Genomic DNA, 24,225 nt, shown 5'->3' with positions numbered 1-24,225 from the left:
TGGCCGAAAGCCGCCGTTCTCAACCGCCAGCGTTCGGCCTAAAGCGGCAAGCGTCTGCTGATCACCCCTTGCTACGTTGAGCTTTTAGCTGGCGCTACTCCTCGGATAAAAATCGTTTAGTGATCATTGCCACTGCCTCCGCCGGAGACGTCAGGGCTGTGTCTATATCAAACGGAGCGTTATCCCACGGCTCATATTCATGATCCAATACAGACTGCCAGGTTGGTGGCGTCAGGCCAGGAATATCAATCCTCCTGGTTTCTACCCGTCGCTGGTGTTCATATTTATCAGAGCAAACCACCTGGATATTCACTAATGGAGCACCAGAGCGAGTAGCGATCTCGCTCCACGCCTTTCGGCTTTCGATTACTGGGTTAACACAGTCGACTATGACAGTACTGCCAAATCGAAGATTGCTCAGAGCAAGCTCATTAGCGACCATATAACCACTCCGCCCCACGTCTTGTGCCAGAGCACCGGAATTTCGGATAGCCTGCTCAATCGTATCGATCCGCAGATACACCGCACTTGTTCTGGTGGCAAGGTCACTTGCTATAGTCGTTTTTCCAGTACCTGGAAGGCCGCTGAAGACAATAAGCATTCTATGTCCTTCGATTAGTGAGATGACCCAGTCTAGGCCAATACCTGCCGAAGCCAATGTCCGCTTTGGGTTGCACACTTCGCGATCATGATCAGGCGCGCCGAGTAACCTTGAAGACGCCATGCTTACTAGCTAAGAGGATTCAACCAAGGAAATTTTTCCCTGGTTGGAGTTCGTGCCTTTGCTACTGTCAGCACAAACTCGCATGGATGAACGTTGATGGATACCCAACACACTGTGCTGCTCAAAGACCTTCTGTCCACTAGACGAAGTGTTAGATCCTTCAGTGAAAAGCCGCTGAGCCTGGCAGTTCTGGAGACATTCCTTTATGCCGGACAGGGGTGTACTGCTACGGACGGAAGGCGAACCGCACCATCGGCACACGCTCTGCATCCACTTGTATTGCGGGTGATCGTGCGTCAAGTAGAAGGGCTCGCCCCTGGGGTATACACATACGATTCCCAGGTAGGAAAGCTCTCCCGTATCGCAGATCCGATCGAAAATGGATTGCTGAACTCAGCGGCTTTAGGCGATGAAAAGTGGTTGGAAGACGCACCTGCCGTCATCGCTATCGTCGCTGAACGAGGGCTCGCAATAGATCATTTCTCGGCTCAACAAGCGGACGGTCTAAGGGGCGCACGCTACGTTGATTTCGAAGCTGGAGCATCCGTTCAAAATATATATTTGGCGGTCACCGCAGCTGGTCTTGGCGGTGTAGTCGTGATGGGTTTTGACGACATTAAGATGAAGGAAGCCTTGTGTCTTGAACGGCCCCTTTTTCCGATCGCCCTTTTCTGCGTAGGGAATCCTCTCAAATAGAGCTTTGGCGCGAGAGGTTGTTGCCTCCAGTATCTATCATAGGCGTTGTAGCGAATGACCGCATATGGCTGTGGATTCAACCGGTCGACGCAACACCGCCAACGTCAGCTTGATGAACTCCTCGTTCTTGTCGATGGCCTTCAGCGCTCCGCGGACGTTGTCGGCAACATCGGCGGAGCCACGTGCCTCAACCCAGTTTGTGAGTTCCAGGATGGCCGCCTCCAGGGCGAGTTGGTTTTCGTTGATCTTGTACAGCAGGGAAGGGAGTAGATCTGAATGGGGCATCGCGAATCCTCGGTTGTGAGGTCAGCGTAGCAGCGGAAATGTGGTGACACATATGGGGAAGTGAAGCGGTCGGCAGGACGCCGGAGAGGGGGGCAAAAGAGAAAAGTTTTGTAACGGTTACCAAATAGTTTTGTAACGCCTCGCAAAATCAGCGCCGATTCTCAAACCCCAGAAACGACAAAGCCCTGACTAATCAGGGCTTTGTCGGTACAAATATGGCGGAGGCGATGGGATTCGAACTCATGGACCTGTTACAGTCGACGGTTTTCAAGACCGTTGCCTTAAACCACTCGGCCACACCTCCGTTTGCGTTGCGGGCGCCATAATACCTGAATGAAACACACTGTCAAACTCTCTGCATGGCTTGTTACAGAGCGTCTGTTATGATCTTTGCCACTGAACGTTTCAAACCAACAGGAGTGTCGCTATGCGCGAACAGGATTACGCAGTTAATAACAGCGTGCAGGCTGAGCAGCTAGAGGTTAGCCGCGTCCTGCGCAACACATACGGCTTGCTCGCTCTCACCCTCGCATTCAGCGGTGTGATGGCGTTCGTTGCTCAGCAGATGCGTGTCGGCTACCCGAACGTTTTCGTGGTGCTGATCGGTTTTTATGGCCTTTTCTTCCTGACCAACAAACTTCGTGACTCGGCTTGGGGCCTGGTGTCGGCTTTTGCCCTGACCGGTTTCATGGGTTTCCTGCTCGGCCCGATTCTCAACCGTTACCTGGGCATGCAGGGCGGGGCTGAAGTAGTCAGTTCCGCTTTCGCGATGACTGCGCTGGTGTTCGGTGGTCTGTCGGCCTACGTGTTGATCACGCGCAAAGACATGAGCTTCCTTGGTGGCTTCATTACTGCCGGGTTCTTCGTGTTGCTGGGCGCGACGCTGGCGGGCATGTTCTTCCAGATCAGTGGTCTGCAACTGGCGATCAGCGCAGGTTTCGTGCTGTTCTCCTCGGTCTGCATTCTGTTCCAGACCAGCGCCATCATTCATGGCGGCGAACGTAACTACATCATGGCGACCATCAGCCTGTATGTATCGATCTACAACCTGTTCATCAGCTTGTTGCAGCTCTTCGGCATCATGAGCCGCGATGATTGATCGCAGGCCATAAGTAAAAAAACCCGCTTCGGCGGGTTTTTTTATGATCGCCTCTTTGACTACCGGATAGGCATGCTTGATTTCAGAGGTTGGGGTTTTTCAGCGATGTCCGCGGCGCTGACTTTCAGCCTCAATGTCAGGCCCTGGAGTTGCCTCATTTTTAACATGCCTAACCGTGGGCCTTTGAGTTCCTGGTTATTAGCATCCAGCCCACGGCATTCAAGTGTTCGTTTAGAAGGGCTCGCGGAGTCAGGGGCTTTCCATTGACAGCGCACTGAAAGCAATTGCTCGTCCAGTCTGGTCGCCAGCGGTTCTCCCTCCTTCAGTAGCGTTTCGACCTCCAGTTCAACGGTGGAGTAGCCAAATGTCTTGTCGTCGGTACCTGAAAAAGCGTCGATCATGAAATCAACATCGCTGAGTACCAACAGGCAGTCGCCGACTCTTTTGCCCAGCTCTACCTCGAATTCAGAGGTATGCGTTGTGGCATGACGCTCACTGGAAAACGTGGCTTTATCCGGATTGGGGTCACCCGCGTAATCGTCGGGCAAGATGCACAACCCGCCAAGAATCGGGCGATAGGATGCAGTCACATAAACGGCAAATTGTGCGGGCATTTCCGTCTTGAGGGTCACGTGATTGGACATCATGGCGCAGCCTGTTCCTTGCATGATCAGGCTGCCGAGTAGCAAGCTACGAACGAAACGAGGTACGGCGCAAGGCCGGAGGTGCCGTAGAGACGGGCGCATAATGACTTCCTTGTGGTTTTGCCAGACGGCAAAGTGCGCGCACTCTAACGGCTTGCATCTGGTGGTGAAAGCGTGGCGAGCTTCCACTTACTCCTTATTCCACCACGACAATGCTGCCATCGGCCTGCTGGCGATAAATGGTGTAGGGCAGCAGCATGGTGTCGAGGGCACCGGAAATAACCACGTCGATGAGCACAAAGATCGTGGCGTTGTTGTATTTTTCCGGATCGACGCCCGCCTCCAGTGGCGCATGGAGGGTGCAGAAATCATAGGTCACACCGCTGTAGATCCGCGGGACCGCGCCGCAGTAGCTTTTCTTCTCCTTCAGACTTTGCACGGCCACTTCATCCTTACGTATAACCGTCTGAACCGTGCCGCATCCCGCTAGCATCAGCGCCGCCAACAGCATTACCTGAATTTTCATACCGCCATTCCTTAGCTGCAAAATCATCAATCTACGCCGATCCAGACAAAACAGCACTCACGCCATCGGCGGCAACCGGCGCTTGACCGGGGTTTTCTTGACGATCGCGGTATTGGTTTCTGCATGGGTGTTGAGGCGGTCGAGCAGGGTGTCCAGTTGTTCCATCGAGCGCACATGCAGACGCGCTATGAAGCAGTCATCGCCGGTGACCTTGTCGCACTCGGTGAATTCTGGAATTGCCTGGATCTGCCGCTCGACTTCCTGCAATTGTCCCGGCAGTGGGCGGATACGCACGATGGCCTGCAACTGATAGCCGAAGCATTTGGGGTCGATTTCGACGGTATAACCCTTGAGCACGCCACGCTCTTCGAGACGACGCAGGCGCTCGGCCACGCTGGGTGAGGAGAGGCCACTGATCTGGGCCAGGGCCTTGAGCGAACGCCGTGAGTCTTCCATCAAGGCGCTGATCAGCACTTGATCAATGTCGTCGGTCATGGCGAAACCTCGATTAGGCAATTAAACAAAACGGCCTCGATAAAAAAGGCAGAAACCGAGTTTAGCCTGATTTTTGCGCTGGAGAAGGCCCTGAGCGGGTTGGCATAATTTGACCTCAAACACGGGAGGTTGAAATGGACAAAACACTACGTCGCGGCTCATTCGAAATGACCGCCGCTATGCTTATTTCCGGGACCATCGGCTAGTTCGTGCTGGTGTCCGGGCAACCGGTGCTGGACGTGGTGTTCTGGCGCTGTGTGTTCGGCGCTGGCACCTTGTTGCTGATCTGCGCGGCGTTCGGCTTCCTGCGCCCGGGTATTCTGACCCGCACCACGTTCCTGCTGGCGGTGCTCAGCGGCGTGGCGATTGTCGGCAATTGGGTGTTGTTGTTCGCGTCCTACTCTCGCGCATCAATTGCCATCGGCACGGCGGTCTACAACGTTCAGCCATTCATGCTGGTTGGCTTGGCCGCGCTGTTTCTCGGGGAGAAAATCACCCTGCAGAAGCTGTTCTGGCTGGGCGTTTCATTCCTTGGGATGTTGGCGATTGTCAGCGCCCATGGCGAGCAGGGCGCTGGCGGCAATGATTACCTGATGGGGATCGGCCTGGCGCTGGGTGCGGCGCTCCTTTACGCGGTAGCCGCGTTGATCATCAAGCGCCTGACCGGCACGCCGCCGCACTTAATCGCGTTGATTCAGGTCTGCACGGGCGTGCTGTTGCTCGCGCCTTTTGCGCATTTTTCGGCATTGCCCCAAGCGCCCAGTGCCTGGGCCAGTCTGGTGACGCTGGGCATCGTGCACACCGGCGTGATGTACGTCCTGCTCTACGGCGCGATTCAAAAACTGCCGACGGCACTGACCGGCGCGTTGTCGTTCATCTACCCGATTGCGGCGATTTTCGTTGACTGGTTCGCTTTCGGTCATCGCCTGGAACCGCTGCAATGGCTCGGCGTGGCGGCGATTCTGCTGGCCGCCGCTGGTATGCAACAAGGATGGGGCCTGAAGCTGCGTCGAGTGGCCACGCAGTAAGCTTTAGAGGTTCCAGCGCGGCGCGGTCTTGGCCAGGCGCTGGCGCATGTCGCCGATGTTGGCGGCCAGTTGCCGGGTCAATAACCGGTAGCCGTCCAGCGGGCTGTAGACCGGCGCGTCGAGGCTGGCGTCCGGCAGCTCCGCAGACCGACTGAGCCGCTGGGACGCGCCGGACTTCAAGGCCCGGGCCATGCCAATCAGTTGCACGCGGATCTGCCGGTGTTCAGCCTTCAATGCTGTTTGCAAATGAGCCATGGCGGTCGGATCACTGGCATCCGGTCGCGTATTGCCGAGAATCTCCAGGGTGCTGATGCACATGCGTAGATTGCGTTGAATGGCATCCAGTTCGGTCATGGAGATCCGTACTTCCTTGGACACCGACGGCATCAGCGAGCGCAGTTGCACCATCACCGTATTCAAACGGCCCATGAGCTTGAGGTGTTCGTCATCGGTGACCGGTTGGCCATTGATGATGCGTCCATAAATAGTCGCGCAGTCGCGCAAGGCATCGGCCAGGTTGTAGCGCCAGGAGAACACCGCGTACAGCGGCAGGGCGAAGGAAAACGCCAGGGCCAGGGCGATGCCGATCAAGATGTCGACCCCGCGCCACAGTCCATCAGTCACCGGGTTATCGCCATGCCCTGCGACGATAAACACGGTGATGGCCGACAGCAGCGCCGTGTAACCACCCTTGCCGATGGCGTGATACGAGAAGAACCCGCACACCACCGACATCGCAAAATAAGTCAGCCAAGGCATGCCGAGCCAGGCCTGTTGCGCCACCAGCAGCAAACCGACACCGGCACCGATCAAAGTGCCGATCGCTCGTTCGGCGGCTTTCTTGCCGATGTTGCCGTGGTGCTGCAAGCCGCCGATCACCACCAGCATGGTCACCGATGCCCATTCGCCATGGGGCAGGTGGATGCCGGTGGTCAGCAGGATCGTCGCCAGCAGCCCCAGGGAAACCCGCACCGCGTGGATCACCCGGGCATTGCGATAACGCCGATACGGGTCCAGCAACGGACGCAGCAGTCGGCGCATCAGCGGTGGCAGGCGATAGGCTCTCAGATCGGCTCTCCTCAGAAAATATAATCGGTCGTCAGGAAGCTCGAATCCCGTCCGCGAATGATTTCGCTGATGAGCGCTTTATTGCTGTCCTGGAACTTGGTGGCCACCAGTGTGCGAATCGAGAACACCCGCAGCGCATCATGTACCGACAAGGTGCCTTCAGCGGAGTTCTTGCGGCCGTTGAACGGGAAGGTATCCGGACCGCGCTGGCATTGGGCGTTGATGTTGATGCGCCCGACCTGATTGGCGAAGGTGTCGACCAGTCGGCCGACCGCTACCGGGTTGGTGCCGAAGATACTCAACTGCTGGCCGAAGTCCGATTCCAGGACGTAATCGATCACTGTGTCCAGATGCCGGTACGGTACGATCGGCACCACGGGGCCGAACTGTTCTTCCTGATAGACGCGCATCTGCGGGTTCACCGGGTACAGCACCGCCGGGTAGAAGAACGACGCGCGGGCTTCACCACCGTTGGGGTTGACCACGGTCGCGCCCTTGCTGACCGCATCCGCCACCAGCGAATGCAGGTAATCGACCTTGCTCGCTTCCGGCAGCGGCGTCAGTGCCACGCCGCTGTCCCACGGCATGCCGGGTTTAAGGGTGGCGAGTTTGGCGTTGAATTTCTCGATGAACGACTCGACCACGTCTTCATGGACGAAAAGGATTTTCAGCGCGGTGCAGCGCTGGCCATTGAATGACAGCGAGCCGGTAAGCGCTTCGCTGACGGCGTTATCAAGGTCGACCTCGGGCAGGACGATGCCGGGGTTTTTCGCATCCAGGCCCAGCGCGGCGCGCAAACGGTGTGGTTTCGGGTGGAGTTTTTTCAGGTCGCTGGCAGCCTTGTTGGTGCCGATAAACGCAAAGATATCGATCTTGCCGCTGGCCATCAGCGCGCTGACAGTTTCCCGCCCACTGCCGTAGATCACGTTGATCACGCCGGTCGGGAAGCTGTCGCGGAAAGCTTCCAGGAGCGGGCGAATCAGCAGCACGCCGAGCTTGGCCGGTTTGAATACCACGGTGTTGCCCATGATCAGCGCCGGGATCAGCGTGGTGAAGGTTTCGTTCAGCGGATAGTTGTAAGGCCCCATGCACAATGCGACGCCCAGTGGCACTCGACGAATTTGCCCGAGGGTGTCCTGTTCCAGTTCGAAACGGCTGGAGCGGCGGTCGAGTTCCTTCAGCGCGTTGATGGTGTCGACGATGTAGTCGCAGGTGCGATCGAACTCTTTTTCCGAGTCCTTGAGGTTTTTGCCGATTTCCCACATCAGCAACTTCACCACCGCTTCACGCTGCTGGCGCATGCGCCCGAGAAAGGCTTCGACGTGTTGAATGCGTTCAGCCACGCGCATGGTCGGCCACAGGCCCTGGCCACGGTCGTAGGCACGCACGGCGGCGTCGAGAGCGGTCAGCGCGGTTTCGGCATCCAGCAGCGGCGTGCTGCCGAGGATCACCTGTTCGTCGCCATTCTCTCCGGTCAGGTACACCGGGCTGCGGACTTGGGCGAGGGGACCGTTCCAGGTTCGCAACTCGCCATCAACCAGGTATTCACGTTGCTCGGTCTGGCCGTCGAGGCGGTATTTTTCCGGGATGTCGCTGCTATCGGGAAACAGATTGCCAAGGATGTGTGCTGTGGTCATGTCGCTACCCCGTCTGGATTCGGTAAGGCGTTGATGAATCGTTTTAGCAGACCTGGGCCTCGCTTGTCATGACCCATCTCAGGTGAGCGTTGCTTATTCAAGATAGACGCTGCTGGCATTAATCGACACTGAACCCTTGTGGGAGCGAGCCTGCTCGCGAAAGCGGTGCACCAGCCAACATCAATGTTGAATGCCACACCGCCTTCGCGAGCAGGCTCGCTCCCACAAGGTTTTTTGCTGGCCTCAGAAGCCCCCCTTAATGTCCCGCAATGCCCTCAACCCCGCGACGAGCCTGGCTTAACGTGGCCTCTCCTTGATCACAATAAAAAATGTGCACCCGGCTGGCCGGAGCACCCCACGAGAGGACGGCTATGCCGACAAACAGGTATGCGGCGTTTCTGCTCATCGCCACGCTGCTCAGCGGTTGCGGCGAAGAGCCCAAAACCCCGACCACCCGCCACGAAGCCGCCAGCGCTGCACCCAGCGACGCCGCGTTGGCCCAGGTCTACGCCAACAGCTGCCAGCTCTGCCACGCCAATCCTGCCGCCGGCGCACCACTGACCGGCGATAAAAAAGCCTGGGAACCGCGCGTACAACAGGGCGCCGACACGCTGCTCGATCACGCGATCAACGGCTACAACGGCATGCCGCCGATGGGGCTGTGCATGCAGTGCTCGGAGGAAGAATTCCTCGCGTTGATCTCGTTTATGTCCGGCCAGTCCATCCAACAATAAGAACGGCAGGTGCACTTCATGACAATGGACCTGACACGACGTCAGTTATTGCAACGGGCGAGCATCATCGGCGCCTTCACCGCCCTCGGCTCAAGCCCGGCGTTGGCCGAATTGTTGCGCGCACCGCGGTTGATTCCCTGGCGTAACTGGTCGGGTGGGCAGAGTTGCCTGCCGGCGGCGCGACTGGCGCCGAAAAATCTGGATGAGCTCACCCAGGTCATCCGCCAGGCCCCCGGCAAAATAAGACCGGTCGGCTCGGCCCATTCCTTCAGCGCCCTGGTGCCCACCGACGGCACGTTGTTGTCCCTGAGCTACTTCACCGGATTGCTCGACCACGACCCCAACACCTTGCAGGCCGAGTTCGCCGCCGGCACGCCGATGTCACGCATGGGCACACCGCTGAAAGACATCGGCCAGGCCCTGCAAAACATGGCGGACATCGACTACCAGACCCTCGCCGGGGCGATTTCCACCTCGACCCACGGCACCGGCAAGACTTTTCAATCCTATTCGGCCCACGTCTGCGGCTTGCAACTGGTGACCGCCAGCGGCGAGGTGCTGGACTGTGACAGTAGCCGTCATCCCGAAGTGTTCAGTGCGGCTCGTGTTTCCCTCGGCGCCTTGGGCGTGGCGACTAAAATCCGCCTGCAAAACCGTCCGGCCTATCGCCTAAGAGAACGCCAGTGGATCGCCAAGACCGAAGAGCTGCTCGAAGATATAGACAAAAACACCCAGGAAAACCAGCACTGGGAAATGCTCGTGGTGACCCATTCCGACTACGCCTTGTCGATTGCCCTGAACGAAACCACCGACCCGGCCACACCACCGATCCCTGCGGACGAAGAGGGCGGCAACGAGTTCGTGACCCTGATCGAGAAGATCGACAAGTACGGCAGTGACTTCCCCGACTTACGTCGCACGATGCTCAACAATCTGCGCCACCTCGCCAGTTTCGATGACCGGGTCGGCGACTCGTTTGACATCTACGCCAACGTACGCACCGTGCGCTTCAACGAGATGGAATATTCGGTGCCGGCGGAACACGGCCCGGCCTGCCTTCGGGAGATTCTCAAGCTGATTCAGGACAAGGACCTGCGCACCTGGTTTCCCATCGAGTACCGCTACGTCAAGGCCGACGACATTCCCCTGAGCATGTTCGAAGGCCGCGACAGTTGCTCGATCTCGGTGCACCAGCATTACCAGATGGACCATCACAACTTCTTCGCCGCCGTCGAGCCGATTTTCTGGAAGTACAACGGCCGGCCGCATTGGGGGAAACTGCACACCCTCAACGCCAAGAACCTGCAGCCGCTGTACCCGCGCTGGCAGGAATTCATTGAGGTGCGCCAGACGCTGGACCCCAGCGGCAAGTTTCTCAACGCCCATCTGATGTCAATTCTGGGGGTGAGCTAATGGCCGTCAATCGTCGCAATTTCCTGCTCGGGACTGTGGGCGTGGGCGCCTTGCTGGTGGGGGTTGGCGCATGGCTGCGGCCAGGAGATCGGGGCGGGGCGTACAGCGATTATTTTCGTGCGCTGAATCGTGAGCTCAAGGATCACGGTCCGATGCGCCCGGTGATGCTGATCGACCTGGATCGCCTCGATCACAACATCGACGTGGTGATGCAATCGGTCCAGCGTGCCGGCAAGCACCTGCGGTTGGTGGAAAAGTCCTTGCCGGCGCCGGGGCTGCTGACGTACATCGCCCGGCGTGCGGGCACTCAGCGCTTGATGTCGTTCCATCAGCCGTTTCTCAACCATGACGCCGTGCAGTTCCCCGACGCTGACATCTTGCTGGGCAAACCGCTGCCGGTGCGTTCGGCGCAGCTGTTTTATGAAACCCACAAAGGGCCGTTCGACCCGGCAAAGCAATTGCAATGGCTGCTCGATACCCCCGAACGACTCCAGCAATACCTGGCATTGGCGCAAGGCTTGGGCACGCGATTGCGGGTGAATATCGAGCTGGATGTGGGTCTGCACCGTGGCGGCGTCGGCGACGTCGGCGTGCTCGGGCAGATGCTGACCTTGATCAGCGCCCACCCGCAACACCTGGAATTCGCCGGATTCATGGGTTACGACCCGTTCGTGGGCATGGGTGTGCCGGGGATTCTCGGCTCGCCCGAGGAACTGTTCGCCAAGGTCATGGTGATCTACAACCGCTGCGTCGACTTCACTCGTCAGCAGTATCCCGGCCTGTGGCGGGAAGGGTTGACGCTCAACACCGCCGGCAGCCCGAGTTATCGCATGCATGAGCAGGAAAAACTGAGCAGCGAAGTCTCGGTCGGTACGGCGATGCTCAAGCCGACGCACTATGACTTGCCGTCGCTGGTGGATCATGTGCCGGCGGCCTACATCGCCACGCCGGTGTTGAAAAGCACCGGGGCGGTGAACATTCCGGCGCTGGATGACAAGTCGAAACTGTTCTCCTGGTGGGACACCAATCAGCGCGAGACCTTTTTCATCTACGGCGGCAACTGGATGGCCGAGTTCGAATCGCCCCAAGGGTTGCAGAGCAATGGGGTGTATGGCCGCAGTTCGAATCAGGAAATGGTTAATGGCTCCAGCGCCGTGGGGTTGGCGGTGGAGGATCAAGTGTTTTTGCGTCCGACCCAGACTGAGTCGGTGTTGCTGCAATTCGGTGATCTACTGGCGGTTCGGGGAGGCAAAATCGTCGAAATATGGCCGGTGTATGCCTGAACACATTTCCAGATGCAGGGGGCTCGCCACACCGGTAGATCGCGGTTTAGAGTGAACGGCCATTCAAGGAAGAATCGCCATGCCCACCACCGACTCTACCATCACCATCCAGCGCTTCAGCGAATCCCACATCGAGGGCATTACCGCGCTCTACAACGACCCGGCCATTACCCGTCAAGTGCTGCAAATGCCGTTTCAGTCCACTGAGGTCTGGCGCAAACGCCTGATGCCTGAAAACGAGCGGGTGGTGCAACTGGTGGCGCTGCATCAAGGGACGATCATTGGGAATATCGGGCTGGAGCAGTTTTCGCGTATCCGTCGCAGCCACGCCGGCAGCGTTGGCATGGGCGTCGCCGGGGAATGGCAGGGCAAAGGTGTCGGTTCAAAACTGTTGGCAACGGCATTGGACATTGCTGACAACTGGATGAACCTGCGCCGGGTCGAACTCTCGGTGTACGCCGATAACCACGCGGCCATCGCGTTGTACCGCAAGTTCGGTTTTGAAGACGAAGGCCTGTTTCGCGATTACGCCGTGCGTGATGGCGTGCTAGTGGATGCCTTGAGCATGTCGCGTCTGCGCCTCATGCCCAAGGTCGGTTGAATCAGTCACCCAATGCAAACGCCACCGCCGCCTGCGCATGCAGCTCGGTGGTGTCGAGCAAGGGCAGGGCGCTGTGCTCGGGTTTGATCAACATGCCGATTTCCGTGCAGCCGAGGATGATCGCCTGGGCGCCACGTGCGGTGAGCGACTCTATGACTTGCTGGTAGACCTTACGTGACGAATCGCTGATCACGCCGACGCACAACTCGTCGTAGATGATCCGGTGCACGGCCTGCCGTTCCTCAGCCTCCGGCACCAGCACCGTCAGTCCCTTGGCGGTCAGGCGATCCTTGAGAAAGTCCTGTTCCATGGTGAACGCGGTTCCCAGCAAACCCACCTTGAACGCGCCCGAATCGACCGCCGCCTGACCGGTCGGGTCAGCGATGTGCAGAAACGGAATGCCGATTGCCGTCTGAATCTGCGCGGCCACCTTGTGCATGGTGTTGGTACACAACACCACGCAGTCGGCGCCGCCGGCCTCCAGCCTGCGCGCGGCATCCACCAGAATCGCCGCCGCATCGTCCCAGCGCCCGGCGTGCTGGGCCTGTTCGACAGGCCCGAAGTCGACGCTGTACATTAGCAGTTGCGCCGAACGCAACGGCCCGAGGCGGTCACGGACCTGCTGGTTGATGAGGCGATAGTATTCGGCGCTGGACTCCCAGCTCATGCCGCCGATAAGGCCGATGGTGCGCATGCTGTGCTCCTGTTTGTTGGCAACCTTTGTTAGAGAGTCTCCCGTGGATCCGCGCTTCGATCTATCAGGAAATTTCACATGCTGAGCCAAAGCCTGCTGGGCGACAAAATCGGCCTGCACCTGCTGCCGCGCGCCGCTTACAGCGCCCGGGACCCTGCGCAATGGCACACGCTGGGCGTGACCCTGGAGCGACAGCAAGGCGTGCATGCCATCGATTCCGACCATCGGGTGGATTTCGACACGCTTCCCGGCGTGCTGGCGCATACCCCGGTCGGCGTGGAAGTGTTTTCCGAGTCGGCCTGCGGCGGTGAATACCTGCTGCTGCGGCTGGACGAACCATTCGCCCGGCAGTACCTGCCTGCGGTTAACCAGCGTGTGCAGTTCGCGGGGCAGGGCGGGGCGCTGAGGCAGGCGAGGGAATTGCGCCGATTGCTGCTGGCCCCGCAACCGGACTGCTTGGCCCTCGAAGAAAGCGCCTTGGCGTTTATCGATCTGGCGAATATGCCCGCCGAGAGCACCCATCGAATCCCGCCCAAGGCTTTCACCCGAGTCCTCGATCAGATCGCCGAGCAATTCCATCAACCCCTGAGTCTGGAGCAGTTGGCTGTCACTTACGGACACAACGAGCTGCGGTTTCTGCGCGACTTCACCCGCACCATCGGCCTCACGCCCCACGCCTACCTGATTGAAGTCAGGCTCCAGGCCGCCCGCCGCATGATTGAGCAAACCGATCAGCCCCTGGTCAGCATCGCCCTGGACGCCGGGTTCGCCCATCAGTCACACATGGGCAGCGCCTTTCGCAAACACCTGGCCATGACCCCCAGCCAGTACCGCTCACGCTTTTAGTCGTACGCCGGCCGCTGGCATCTGCCATGCTCGAAGTCCGCAGCACTGCTTCAACCAAAGGAACACCGCAATGGACAACGTACAGCAACTGGGCGAGATGCTTCGCCACTACGCAGAAAGCGAAGCCCACAAGAAGCAATTGTTTGAATCGCAATCGGCCGTGTGGGCGACGCGCATTGGTGAGCTGTTCGATCAGATCCAGCAGTGGCTGGAACCGGTCCAGGCACCGAATCTGCTGGAGGTGAGCCGCGAGGTGTACGTCGCGGCCGGGCCGAGCGTGCCGGTCGAGACCTCGACCTTCAAGACCGAGAAGATGACGATTGTGATCGCCGGTAAACCAGTGGAATTCGTGCCGGATGTGATGGGTGCCGGTGGCCAGATTTCCTTGGCGGTGATGGGCCTGACCGCCGCGCGCTACGGCAGCATTTCCCTGGTGTGCCTGCCGCCGTCTGCTAGCTGGCAATGGCGCAAGACCAATGGTTTGAAAGACCCGGATACCTTTGCCTTCGATGCGAACTTCCTGGCGCAGCAGTTGCAGAGCCTGATCCCCCGCGAACGCGGCTGATCGAGTACTTGGCGCTGTGGGGTCTTAATCACTATCGACGTTTAAAGTGTAGGTCCGTTGCGCCGCTTGGCCGGTGCACTGGGTGCCGTAAGTGTTGAGGTAGATCGAGACTTCATAGCGTCCGGGTTTCGTCGGTGTGCCGACGATATCGGCATGGTTCTGACCCTCTTCATAAACCAGTTTCAATCCTTCAGGCAGTGGCTGCGCCGGGTCGACGTAGAACCCGGCGACGGCGACGTTCGGTCTTTCTACCTCGACACTGACGCGATAAGGTTTGCCGGTTGTAGCGCTGACGAGGTTGTCGGGTTGAATCGTCAGCGGTGCACGCCCAGAGCAACTCGCCAGAGTGCTTAGCTCACAGCCGCTCAGTAGCAATGAGAGCGCGATAATCGAGAAAAGAGCACGTTTCATTGTGAATTCTTCTATTAGGAATCAAGGGATTTTGCTGAATACGAGGCCGCCATAAAGGTGCTTGAGTACGCTTTGCAAGGTTGAATCGGGTGCCACAAGATGGCCAACCCGGCCCCAAGTGAACAGTTTCGACTGAGTGATTTTGTCGCCCGGTGCCGTCGTTTCAGTGATGTCGCCCGCTGCGGTCGAAGGCGCTTGTTCCCAGGTGATCCAATGATCCTTCATCAATCCTTCGCCACCGGCCAGCATGCCGGCACCAATTAGCGTCGCGACGTGGTGTTGAGGGCTGATATGTCCGAACAATTCAATCAGTTGCTGCTGATTGAGATGGGATGTGAACTGAACGTTGTCGAAGACCACACTCGCACCCGCTTGCTTGAACCAATCTGCGATTTTTCCTGGCAGCGTGATGCCTGCAACCTGATCGTCCGGCGAGTCGTAGTCCATGAACAGGTTTTCACTGTCGCGCAGGCTGGCCAGTGATATCCAGTCAATGCCCCAGATACGGTCGTTTTCATTCTTGCGGCTAAGATTTTTCGGGTTACAAGCACCGTGGCTCGGCTTGATATGCAACTGCCCGATTGTAGTTTCTCCCGTTTCCCATAAATCAATAATGGCCTTTGTGTACAGATCGGGGCGATCCATCAGCAACGCATAGAAAAAGGTTGCCGGGCCACACAGGCTGGTTTCCAGTTGATTGGGGTAGCTGGACGGGTTTGACGTGCTCTGGACCGTATAACCATGCGCCTTGGCGACACGCGATTTGAGTTGTTCGTAGATCTTGTTTTTTTCGAATGGGTCTTGCGGCGTCCCGATGGGATGAGCCGGATCATTGAACACGCGCTTGGTGTCAGTGCTGTTGCCGAAGGCGGCGAGGATTTCTACCGACGCCTTGATCGGATTGGCTGGTGCCGAGGTGGCGGCTGCTAGCGGAGCTGGCGAAGAAGGGGCCAGTGCTGCCGGCTGCGCCGCAACAGGCGTAACCTGGGAAACTACGGCTGTCGCTGCCATTGCCTTGATGGCTCCTACCGGAGCGGTCACCACGGTATCGCCGATTATGACTGTCCCGGAGCCGCCCACAACGACACTGCCGTGATCGCCCGTACTGCCGACAACTGCTGCATTCAGTCCGTTGATAAAAACGGTCTGTGACACGGCACTGACGATCGCCGCACCGCAGGCAGACAGGTCACTCTGTCTTGCAGCGGCCAGACCGTCGAAAAAGACATCGGTTGAACCGCTGACAATGGGATTGGTCCCGTGTCCGGGGAGGGGGCACGTGGTCGGATCTGTCACTCGGGCAGCTGGTTTCCCGCTCATATTGATACTTCCCTGTTTTCAGCGGGCAGAGTCTAGACCAATCAACTGTTCAGGAACGAGCGTCTTTCAGCGCCTTGTCGACGAATACATCGATCATCCCCGCAAGCCGGGCATTCAAACCTCCAAATTCCCCCACCCCGGCTTAGCCTCTTCCGGCGCCACCGCCTTCACTTTCTTCCCCGTCGCCAGCTCCACCCGCCGTGCCACTTCCGGGTCATCGGCGAACGGCATCAGGCTCGCATCCTCCAGGCTCTCGGGCGTCTGGTGTTTCAAGCAATATTCGATCGCCAGCCAAAACCCGACGACCCCCAATAGATTCAACGCCATCTCGATCATCTCAAACCTCACGCAATCTGCGCTTCGCGCTCGGCCATCGACACGTCCGCCACCCGCACGGTACGCCAGGTGTTGTACGCCATCAGCAACATGCCGCTGAGGAAGAACACGCCACCGATAAACCGCACCAAAAACCCTGGATGGCTGGCCTGCAAGGCCTCGACGAAGGAATAGGTCAGCGTGCCGTCGTCGTTGATCGCGCGCCACATCAGGCCCTGGGTGATGCCATTGACCCACATCGACGCGATGTACAGCACCGTGCCAATGGTCGCCAGCCAGAAGTGCGCATTGATCAAGCCGATGCTGTGCATTTGTGGGCGGCCGAAGACTTTCGGCACCATGTGGTAGATCGCACCAAAGGTGATCATCGCCACCCAACCGAGGGCGCCGGCGTGGACGTGGCCGATGGTCCAGTCGGTGTAGTGGGAGAGGGCGTTCACAGTCTTGATCGCCATCATCGGCCCCTCGAATGTGGACATCCCGTAGAACGCCAGCGACAACACCAGGAAGCGCAGGATCGGGTCGGTGCGCAACTTATGCCAGGCGCCGGAGAGCGTCATCATCCCGTTGATCATCCCGCCCCAGCTCGGCGCCAGCAAAATCAGCGACATCGCCATGCCAAGGGACTGCGCCCAGTCTGGTAGCGCCGTGTAGTGCAAGTGGTGCGGACCGGCCCAGATGTAGAGGGTGATCAGCGCCCAGAAATGCACGATCGACAACCTATAGGAATACACCGGGCGGCCCACCTGTTTCGGCACGAAGTAATACATCATCCCCAGGAACCCGGTGGTCAGGAAGAAACCCACCGCGTTGTGCCCGTACCACCACTGCACCATGGCGTCGGTGGCCCCGGAATACACCGGGTAGGACTTGAACCAGTCCACCGGAATCGACAGGTGATTGACCACGTGCAACATGGCAATCACCACGATGAACGCGCCGAAAAACCAGTTGCCGACGTAGATGTGTTTGGTCTTGCGCCGCACCACCGTGGTGAAGAACACGATGGCATAGGCGACCCACACCACGGTCATCCACACCGCGCCAGAGAACTCGATCTCGGCGTATTCCTTGGTCGTGGTGTAGCCCAGCGGCAGGGTGACCAACATGATCACGATCACCGATTGCCAGCCCCAGAACGTGAATGCCGCGAGCGTGTCCGAGTACAGCCGCACCTGGCAGGTACGCTGCACCGCGTAGTAACTGGCGGCGAATTGCGCGCTGCCGGCAAAGCCGAAAATCACCAGGCTGGTGTGCAGCGGGCGCAAGCGGCCGAAGGTGGTCCACGGCAGGTCGAGGTTCATCTCGGGCCATACCAGTTGCGAGGCGATAAACACGCCCATGGCCATGCCAATCACACCCCAGACGATGGTTGCCACGACGAATTGGCGGACGACCTTGTAGTTATAGGCCTGTCCGATTGTTGCTGTGCTCATGGTCAGTTCTTCCATGCAAAGTCTTGCCAGGCCACCCGGTCTGGCATGGGATGCACTGTAGAAACCTTGCCGGAAACAAAACAGACTCAGGAAAACTCGATTTATGCGGATCAGATATGGGTCATGCCTGCGGCCATCTGACGCGCTCTGATACGGTTTTTTAGGTTTCAGGTGGATCTGTAACCAGCTGCGCCGCAGGTTCATAGTCGCTTCATCAAAAACGGGCCGCAGAGCCCGACCCTGTGGGAGCGGGCTTGCTCGCGAAGACGGCGGCACATTCAACATTGATATCGCCTGATCCACCGCTTTCGCGAGCAAGCCCGCTCCCACAGGTTTTGTGCCAAACCCTGATTCTGATGAGGTAGCGAGATGTATCAGTACGACGACTATGACCGGGCGCTGGTGTTCGAACGGGTCGCGCAGTTCCGCGATCAGGTCGAACGTTTCATGGCGGGTGAATTGAGCGAAGAAGAGTTCCTGCCACTGCGTCTGCAAAACGGCCTGTACATGCAAAAGCACGCCTACATGCTGCGGGTGGCGATTCCCTACGGCACCTTGAGCGCCGGGCAGATGCGTACACTGGCGAGCATCGCCCGGGATTACGACCGTGGTTACGGCCACTTCACCACCCGGCAGAACATGCAGTTCAACTGGATCGAACTGGCCCAGGTGCCAGACATCCTCGAACGCCTGGCCCAGGTGGAAATGCACGCGATCCAGACCTCTGGCAATTGCGTGCGCAACATCACCACCGAAGCCTTTGCCGGGGTCGCGGCGGACGAGTTGATCGACCCGCGACCCCTGGCGGAAATCCTCCGGCAATGGTCGACCATCAACCCGGAATTCCTGTTCCTGCCGCGCAAGTTCAAGATCGCCATCTGCTCGGCGAAGCAGGACCGCGCGGCGATCATGATGCATGACATCGGCCTTTATCTTTACCCCGGCGCCGACGGGCAAATGCTCTTGCGAGTGATCGTCGGCGGTGGCCTCGGGCGCACGCCGATCCTCGGTTTGCAGATTCGCGAGGGCTTGCCGTGGCAGCATCTGTTGTCCTACGTCGAGGCGGTGCTGCGGGTCTACAACCGTCATGGTCGGCGGGACAACAAGTACAAGGCGCGCATCAAGATTCTGGTGAAAGCCTTGGGCATCGAAGCCTTCGCCAAGGAAGTGGAGGAGGAGTGGCAGCACCTCAAGGATGGGCCGGCGCAATTGACCGACATCGAGTATGAGCGGGTCGCCAGTGCCTTCATCCCGCCGGAGTATCGGACGCTGGCAGGCACTGATCTGGATTTCGGCACGCGCCTGGCGCAGAACCCGGCGTTCGCCCGCTGGGTTGCGCGCAATGTACAGCCGCACAAAGTGCCGGGTTATGCCAGCGTCGTGCTCTCGACCAAACCGGGCATCGCGTCACCGCCGGGGGACGTGACTGCCGAGCAGATGGACGCAGTGGCCGACTGGTCCGAGCAATTCGGTTTCGGCGAGATTCGCATCGCCCACGAGCAGAACATCGTGCTGCCGGACGTGACCAAGGCAGACCTGTATGCGCTGTGGTGCCTGGCCTGCGATCAAGGCTTGGGCTGCGCCAATATCGGTTTGCTGACCGACATCATCGCCTGTCCTGGCGGCGATTTTTGCGCACTGGCCAACGCCAAATCGATCCCTATCGCCCAAGCCATTCAAGGTCGATTCGAAGACCTGGATTACCTTCATGACCTGGGTGATATCAGCCTCAATATCTCCGGTTGCATGAATGCCTGCGGCCATCACCATATTGGCAATATCGGCATTCTGGGCGTCGATAAAAACGGCAGCGAGTGGTACCAGATCACCCTCGGCGGTGCACAGGGCAAGCACAGCGCGTTGGGCAAAGTCATCGGCCCGTCCTTCAGCGCGGCTGAAGTGCCGGATGTGATTGAGCGGATCATCGGCACCTTCGTGCGTTACCGCGAGAGTGAAGAGTTGTTTGTCGACACGGTGCAGCGCATTGGGCTTGAACCGTTCAAGGAACGGATCTATCCGAAAGTGCTGGAGGCGTCTGTATGAACAATCTGTTGCGGCTGGAGGAGGGTGTGGCGCGGATAGATCTTGATGACCCGTGGACATTGGTTCGGGAGATCGACGCTCCATTGCCGGCGGGTCGGCTGATTCTGCCGTTGGCGCGCTGGCTTGATAATCCGGCGCGGCACGGTGTCTGGCTCGGGCCGGACGATGAAGTTGAAAGCCTCAAATCCTGCTTCAACCTGCTGCCAGTGATTGCCCTGGATTTCCCGAGTTTTCGTGATGGTCGTGGTTACAGCCAGGCGTATCTGCTGCGCACAAGGTTGGGCTGGGCCGGTGAATTGCGTGCGATTGGCGATGTGTTGCGCGATCAGTTGAGTCATATGCGCCAATGCGGGTTTGATAGCTTTGCGGTGCGCGAGGACAAGTCGGCTGAAGATGCGCTTAAAGGGCTGGCGGGGATGAGCGTGTTGTATGGGCGTTCGGTGATTGAGCCGCGGCCGTTGTTTCGACGTCGGTAAGCGAAGGGCAAGATCAAAAGATCGCAGCCTTCGGCAGCTCCTACAGGGAAATGAGTACACCTGTAGGCGCCGCCGAAGGCTGCGATCTTTTGCTTTGGAGCCTGATGGCATTTTGGTAGAGTCCGTGCACTGCTACATGGACGAAATCAAGAAGGGAGTCTGGCGTTGTGAGTTTCGGCAAAAAGATTTTGGGGCTGACGGCATGTTTGCTGATGTTGACCCTGTGGGGCGGCTACATCTACGTGTTCCAGGAAAACCGTGGCGGGCAGTTGGGTGGTGCCTACGACAGCACCGCCTGGTGCGGCACGCCGCCATCCGCCGATGCGCTGTCACTGGGCAAGGATCAACTGACCCTGCGCGTCACCAACAATCTGCGTGGCGAGTTCATGCTCGGTGGGGCGATCATCGTTTCCGAGCGCACGTTCAACCGTTATGACCTGGGCCGCAACGAATTGCGCTTGCGCCTGGAGCCGTTGCAATGGTCGTTCGGCGCCACCCCGATCTTCCTCGAACAGGCCAGGATCAAACCGCTGAGCCGCAATCTCGCCGCCGACAACAAAAGTGCCTATGCCGAACTGGAACCGCGACCGATCGGCGTGCAGGGCCGAGCCACCGAGTTTCCCTTCGATACCTATCGCTACGGCTACAAACCGGTGCTGTATTACCTCAAGGGCAACGAGCGTATCGACCTGCGCTTTCGCCACATCACCACCGTGATGGAGATGTCGAACACCTTTACGCCGATTCAGAAGTACAACCGCGCGGAGTACATCAACGAGAAGAACTCGCTGGTGCGCGATGAGGATTACAAACCTTACGCCACCACTGAATGCGCGTTCAGCGTCGAGCGCAAGGGTTCGTTCAAGGTCATCGTTCTGCTGCTGTTGCTGGTGATCTGCCTGCCGCTGATGCATGTGTTTTATCGCGATGAGCCGGGTATCGACTTTCTGGCGACGCTGGTGGGGGTTGGTGCAGTGCGGGTGTTGCTGGTGGGGCCGTTGCAGGATTTCCAGCTGTACAACATCGACTTTTTGTTTGGCGCGGCGATTTTGCTGGTGGGGACGGTGTCGCTGGTGAAGGCGATGCGGGCTAATAGCCGGCGGGAATTGGCGGCGCGGAGTGGGTCGTCGTGGTGATGTTCCATCGGCTTGGCGCATAACCTGTGGCGAGGGGGCTTGCCCCCGTTGGGCTGCGCAGCAGCCCCAAAACCTACCGGCGCAGTTCTTCAGACCTACCGCATTCGCCGGTTTCACGGCGGCTTCGCCGCCGAACGGGGGCAAGCCCCCTCGCCACAGGGGCCCTCGGATCAGCCCGTCATTATTTCAACGCCGGATCCCCCATGTTCATTTTCTTCCACCCCTGTAACAACACCTGCGCCTTCGGTTCCTTTCCGTTCTCCAGGTAATACTGGATCAACGACAACCGCGCATTCCGATTCGCCGGCTGCACTTTCAGCAACCGTTCCAGCTCCTCGCAAGCCTCATCCACCTTGCCACTGTCGTGCAACGCCACCGCCAGCACATACCCGTACTGCGCGCTCTGGGGTTCCAGCGTGGCGGCTTTGCGCAGCAACGGCATGGCTTGCGCGGTTTTACCTGCACGAATCAGCGACAGGCCTTGTGTGTGCAGCAACAGCGCCGCGTCCGGGTGTTCCTTGACGCTCTGCTCCAGCAGCGCTTGCGCCTCTTGAGCACGCCCATTGGCCTCCAGCCATTGCACCAACGTCACCAGAGCCGGATAGAAGTCCGGGTCACGTTTCAGGGCTGCGCGCAGCAGTGGCTCGACTTCCGTCGTGCGGCCGCTGGCCTGATAGAGCATCGCCAGGTTGAGGTTGGCTTCGGCCCGTTCCGCCAGGCTTTTTTGCACGTCCTCATACTCGGCAATGGCCGCGTTCCAGTTGGACTGGGCGCTGCCCAAACCATTGCGGGCCACGTTCAGCAGGTCCCGGGCGGCGACGATCCGTACCGATTTCACCGGATCGCCGAGCAATGGCGTCAGCAGCGGCGCGCGTTCCGCTGGCGGCAGGAACGCGCTGATCGCCCGCACCGCGCTTTCACGCACTTGTGGCGCCGGGTTGCTCAAGTCCTGGGTCGCCAGTTTCAGCGCTTGTTCGCTCGGGTACAGCGGCAGTTCAGCCAGCAGCGTCGCCCGTTGAATCGCTGGCAGGTTGCTGCGCTGTAACTGCTCGTACAAGGCTTGCGCGGCGCCCGGTTGGCCATTGCGGATCAGCCACAGGCTTTCGTCATAACGCGGTGCCTGAACAGGCGAAGCGTTGGCCGTGTTCCACAGTTTGAACTGCTCGGTGACCTTGTCCCCGGCCTTGCCCTGGTGACACGTCAGGCAGGCATCTGGCGTGCCGAGTTTCGCAGCCCGTTCAGGGTTGGGAATGCTGAAGCTGTGGTCATGCCGGAAGTCGTTGCCCATGTAGAACTTGCCCGGCATGTGGCAATCCACGCATTGCGAACCCGGCTGGCCCATGGTGTGGCGGGTGTGTTCGATGGAATCGTAGTTCTTCGCTTGCAGGCCTTTGCCGTCGACGCCTTCCACTGCTGTCTTGCCGGCGGTGTTGTGGCATTGCAGGCATACGCCGTTGCCCGGCGCCTTGAGTTCAGTGCTGTGAGGGTTGTGGCAATTGCTGCAACGCACGCCTTTATCGAACATTTTGCTTTGGGCGAAGGAGCCGTGTTCGAACACTTCGTCCTTGATCTTGCCGTCCAGCGCATACAGTTCACGGGTGAGGGGGCTCGGCAGGTAGTCGTCCATCAAGCGCTTGCCAACGGTGTAGCCATCGCCCAACGGTGCGCGGCGCGAATGGCAGCGGGCGCAGGTTTCCAGCTCGACGGTGGCGTTCTTGTCCTTGAGATCGACAGCAAAACCGGCGTGGATCAGATCGGTTTTTTTCGCCGTCCATTCCAGATGATTGGACGCGGGACCATGACATGCCTGGCAACCGACACCGAGGCTGTTCCATTGACTGTCAAAGGTGTTTTTCGCCGCGTCGAAATTACGCTTGTAACCAGTGGTGTGGCACTCGACGCACATGAAATTGGCGTTCTGGCTCGGCTTGCTCCAGTGCAACGGATTCTTGAAATTCACCCCCTGGCCCGGATACAGATGAAACCAGCGGTGCTTCTCGGTATCCCAGGCCACGCCCAGGGCTTGCAACCGACCTTCGCCGACCTCGATCAGGTATTGCTGCAGCGGGGCGATGCCGAAGGTATAGGCCACTTTGAAATCCGCATTCTTGCCGTCGATTCCCGGTGTGTTGACCCAGAAATCCTCGCCTTTGCGCGTAAACACCGTGGTCTCTTTTTCAGCCTTGAAAGTGACGTTCTTGAAGTCCCCCAGCATCGTGTCGGCGGTGGCTGGCTGCATCGCCAATTGGTGATGGGAACCTTGCCAGTCCTTGACCTGCTCGGTGTGGCAGCCCTGGCATTGTTGTTCATCGACCATCGTCGCCGGGGCCGCAGCCACCACCGGCTTAACCGGTTGCACGACAGGCGCGCTGACCGCTACAGGCTTGGGCGGGGCAGGCGTGTTGCTACTGAAAAGAAACCAGCCAATTGCCGCCACGACCAACAGCAAGACGCCGATAGTGACGGGAAACAGGTAGCGGTTAATCAGGGTCGGTTGCGAATCAGGGGTTGGGTGTGCAGCTTTATTTTTATGCTTCGGCATTGCGACTTCCGTAGTCCGAGTGCGTTGGCCGGTGAGGGCGCGCTTTTTGAAGCTCGATGCAGCTTTGCCGGATGGCACGCGTCTGTCAAATAGGCTTTGTGCGCTGAGCCACAGCCTTAGATGAATCTTCCGTGATGCTGGCGGCAGATTATTGATATTTGGCTATAACTACCTAGTCCCGTTGCGT

23 protein-coding genes, 1 tRNA gene and 2 pseudogenes are annotated in these 24,225 nt (G+C 58.8%); 12 read left to right on the top strand and 14 right to left on the bottom strand.

All coding sequences use genetic code 11. The features are described from left to right. Nucleotides 1-94: 94 nt before the first annotated feature. Nucleotides 95-601 (bottom strand): P-loop nucleotide/nucleoside kinase family protein, encoded by a 507-nt coding sequence (locus tag ACWIKB_RS23840; RefSeq protein ID WP_475269770.1) that lies wholly within the window; start codon nt 599-601, stop codon nt 95-97. A 219-nt stretch (nt 602-820) separates the two neighbouring features. Here ACWIKB_RS23840 and ACWIKB_RS23835 point away from each other — a divergent pair, with 219 nt between their 5' ends. Beyond that, nucleotides 821-1,420 carry a SagB/ThcOx family dehydrogenase gene (locus ACWIKB_RS23835; protein ID WP_475269769.1) on the top strand — a complete coding sequence of 200 codons (600 nt, stop codon included), beginning with the start codon at nt 821-823 and terminating at the stop codon, nt 1,418-1,420. Between the two features lie 36 nt (nt 1,421-1,456). Here ACWIKB_RS23835 and ACWIKB_RS23830 read toward each other — a convergent pair whose 3' ends face one another. After that, nucleotides 1,457-1,705, bottom strand: coding sequence for a hypothetical protein (locus ACWIKB_RS23830; RefSeq protein WP_475269768.1), 249 nt, complete (start codon nt 1,703-1,705; stop codon nt 1,457-1,459). A gap of 216 nt (nt 1,706-1,921) precedes the next feature. Next, a tRNA-Ser gene (locus ACWIKB_RS23825) sits at nt 1,922-2,009 on the bottom strand. Between the two features lie 123 nt (nt 2,010-2,132). On the opposite strand from ACWIKB_RS23825, the gene ACWIKB_RS23820 reads away from it, so the two are divergent. Continuing rightward, nucleotides 2,133-2,804: a Bax inhibitor-1/YccA family protein gene (locus ACWIKB_RS23820; RefSeq protein ID WP_475269767.1), complete on the top strand. Its 672-nt coding sequence runs from the start codon at nt 2,133-2,135 to the stop codon at nt 2,802-2,804. 59 nt (nt 2,805-2,863) lie between these two features. Here the strand turns inward: ACWIKB_RS23820 and ACWIKB_RS23815 are convergent, their stop codons facing one another. The 3 genes from ACWIKB_RS23815 to ACWIKB_RS23805 all read right to left on the bottom strand — a co-directional run bounded on the left by ACWIKB_RS23815 (nt 2,864) and on the right by ACWIKB_RS23805 (nt 4,469). Then, nucleotides 2,864-3,451: a hypothetical protein gene (locus tag ACWIKB_RS23815; protein WP_475269766.1), complete on the bottom strand. Its 588-nt coding sequence runs from the start codon at nt 3,449-3,451 to the stop codon at nt 2,864-2,866. 193 nt (nt 3,452-3,644) lie between these two features. After that, entirely contained in the window at nt 3,645-3,974 is a 330-nt protein-coding gene (locus ACWIKB_RS23810) for a YceK/YidQ family lipoprotein (RefSeq protein ID WP_475269765.1), read from the bottom strand. A gap of 57 nt (nt 3,975-4,031) precedes the next feature. Beyond that, a complete protein-coding gene (locus tag ACWIKB_RS23805; protein ID WP_054046539.1) occupies nt 4,032-4,469 on the bottom strand; it encodes an Lrp/AsnC family transcriptional regulator in 438 nt (145 codons plus the stop codon). 134 nt (nt 4,470-4,603) lie between these two features. Here ACWIKB_RS23805 and ACWIKB_RS23800 point away from each other — a divergent pair. Further along, nucleotides 4,604-5,497, top strand: a pseudogene (locus ACWIKB_RS23800) (DMT family transporter). A 3-nt stretch (nt 5,498-5,500) separates the two neighbouring features. Here the strand turns inward: ACWIKB_RS23800 and ACWIKB_RS23795 are convergent. Both ACWIKB_RS23795 and ACWIKB_RS23790 read right to left on the bottom strand, forming a co-directional pair. Next, nucleotides 5,501-6,538 (bottom strand): FUSC family protein, encoded by a 1,038-nt coding sequence (locus tag ACWIKB_RS23795; RefSeq protein WP_475269764.1) that lies wholly within the window; start codon nt 6,536-6,538, stop codon nt 5,501-5,503. Nucleotides 6,539-6,576: 38 nt separating this feature from the next. Next, nucleotides 6,577-8,202 (bottom strand): NADP-dependent glyceraldehyde-3-phosphate dehydrogenase, encoded by a 1,626-nt coding sequence (locus ACWIKB_RS23790; RefSeq protein ID WP_475269762.1) that lies wholly within the window; start codon nt 8,200-8,202, stop codon nt 6,577-6,579. Nucleotides 8,203-8,573: 371 nt separating this feature from the next. Here ACWIKB_RS23790 and ACWIKB_RS23785 point away from each other — a divergent pair, with 371 nt between their 5' ends. The 4 genes from ACWIKB_RS23785 (at nt 8,574) to ACWIKB_RS23770 (ending at nt 12,233) form a co-directional block, all read left to right on the top strand. Continuing rightward, a complete protein-coding gene (locus ACWIKB_RS23785; protein ID WP_475269761.1) occupies nt 8,574-8,936 on the top strand; it encodes a c-type cytochrome in 363 nt (120 codons plus the stop codon). Nucleotides 8,937-8,954: 18 nt separating this feature from the next. Further along, nucleotides 8,955-10,349: a D-arabinono-1,4-lactone oxidase gene (locus ACWIKB_RS23780; protein WP_475269760.1), complete on the top strand. Its 1,395-nt coding sequence runs from the start codon at nt 8,955-8,957 to the stop codon at nt 10,347-10,349. A gap of 74 nt (nt 10,350-10,423) precedes the next feature. After that, on the top strand, nt 10,424-11,632 hold the full coding sequence (locus ACWIKB_RS23775) for a DSD1 family PLP-dependent enzyme (RefSeq protein WP_475269839.1): 1,209 nt from the start codon (nt 10,424-10,426) through the stop codon (nt 11,630-11,632). Between the two features lie 79 nt (nt 11,633-11,711). Next, complete coding sequence (locus ACWIKB_RS23770) at nt 11,712-12,233, top strand: GNAT family N-acetyltransferase (protein ID WP_475269759.1); 522 nt, start codon at nt 11,712-11,714, stop codon at nt 12,231-12,233. Between the two features lies 1 nt (nt 12,234). On the opposite strand, the gene ACWIKB_RS23765 is transcribed toward ACWIKB_RS23770, so the two are convergent. Beyond that, entirely contained in the window at nt 12,235-12,927 is a 693-nt protein-coding gene (locus ACWIKB_RS23765; protein ID WP_475269758.1) for an aspartate/glutamate racemase family protein, read from the bottom strand. A gap of 78 nt (nt 12,928-13,005) precedes the next feature. Here ACWIKB_RS23765 and ACWIKB_RS23760 point away from each other — a divergent pair, with 78 nt between their 5' ends. Together ACWIKB_RS23760 and ACWIKB_RS23755 are read left to right on the top strand one after the other, a co-directional pair. Then, nucleotides 13,006-13,773 (top strand): helix-turn-helix domain-containing protein, encoded by a 768-nt coding sequence (locus tag ACWIKB_RS23760; protein WP_475269757.1) that lies wholly within the window; start codon nt 13,006-13,008, stop codon nt 13,771-13,773. Between the two features lie 70 nt (nt 13,774-13,843). Continuing rightward, nucleotides 13,844-14,338 carry a hypothetical protein gene (locus tag ACWIKB_RS23755; protein WP_475269756.1) on the top strand — a complete coding sequence of 165 codons (495 nt, stop codon included), beginning with the start codon at nt 13,844-13,846 and terminating at the stop codon, nt 14,336-14,338. A 24-nt stretch (nt 14,339-14,362) separates the two neighbouring features. Here ACWIKB_RS23755 and ACWIKB_RS23750 read toward each other — a convergent pair whose 3' ends face one another. The 4 genes and pseudogenes from ACWIKB_RS23750 to ccoN all read right to left on the bottom strand — a co-directional run bounded on the left by ACWIKB_RS23750 (nt 14,363) and on the right by ccoN (nt 17,841). Beyond that, a complete protein-coding gene (locus tag ACWIKB_RS23750; protein ID WP_401321600.1) occupies nt 14,363-14,749 on the bottom strand; it encodes a putative Ig domain-containing protein in 387 nt (128 codons plus the stop codon). A 1,028-nt stretch (nt 14,750-15,777) separates the two neighbouring features. Next, a pseudogene (locus ACWIKB_RS23745) lies at nt 15,778-16,069 on the bottom strand (PAAR domain-containing protein); the annotation flags it as partial. A 114-nt stretch (nt 16,070-16,183) separates the two neighbouring features. Beyond that, a complete protein-coding gene (locus tag ACWIKB_RS23740) occupies nt 16,184-16,405 on the bottom strand; it encodes a hypothetical protein (RefSeq protein ID WP_054046514.1) in 222 nt (73 codons plus the stop codon). Nucleotides 16,406-16,413: 8 nt separating this feature from the next. After that, nucleotides 16,414-17,841 carry a cytochrome-c oxidase, cbb3-type subunit I gene (gene ccoN / locus ACWIKB_RS23735; RefSeq protein WP_475269755.1) on the bottom strand — a complete coding sequence of 476 codons (1,428 nt, stop codon included), beginning with the start codon at nt 17,839-17,841 and terminating at the stop codon, nt 16,414-16,416. Between the two features lie 369 nt (nt 17,842-18,210). Here ccoN and ACWIKB_RS23730 point away from each other — a divergent pair, with 369 nt between their 5' ends. From ACWIKB_RS23730 to ACWIKB_RS23720, 3 genes are all read left to right on the top strand, one after another. Further along, entirely contained in the window at nt 18,211-19,884 is a 1,674-nt protein-coding gene (locus ACWIKB_RS23730; protein WP_475269754.1) for a nitrite/sulfite reductase, read from the top strand. Then, nucleotides 19,881-20,360, top strand: a complete 480-nt coding sequence (locus tag ACWIKB_RS23725) for a DUF934 domain-containing protein (protein WP_475269753.1) — start codon at nt 19,881-19,883, stop codon at nt 20,358-20,360. Before ACWIKB_RS23730 ends, ACWIKB_RS23725 begins: the two co-directional genes overlap by 4 nt. 167 nt (nt 20,361-20,527) lie before the next feature. Then, on the top strand, nt 20,528-21,496 hold the full coding sequence (locus ACWIKB_RS23720) for a hypothetical protein (RefSeq protein WP_475269752.1): 969 nt from the start codon (nt 20,528-20,530) through the stop codon (nt 21,494-21,496). 181 nt (nt 21,497-21,677) lie between these two features. On the opposite strand, the gene ACWIKB_RS23715 is transcribed toward ACWIKB_RS23720, so the two are convergent. Further along, complete coding sequence (locus ACWIKB_RS23715; protein WP_475269751.1) at nt 21,678-24,038, bottom strand: tetratricopeptide repeat protein; 2,361 nt, start codon at nt 24,036-24,038, stop codon at nt 21,678-21,680. Nucleotides 24,039-24,225 lie beyond the last annotated feature (187 nt).

This window comes from Pseudomonas sp. 5Vm1k (genome assembly GCF_056161485.1).
The sequence above is the reverse complement of the archived record's forward strand: the minus strand, read 5'-3'. Positions and strand labels throughout refer to the sequence as shown.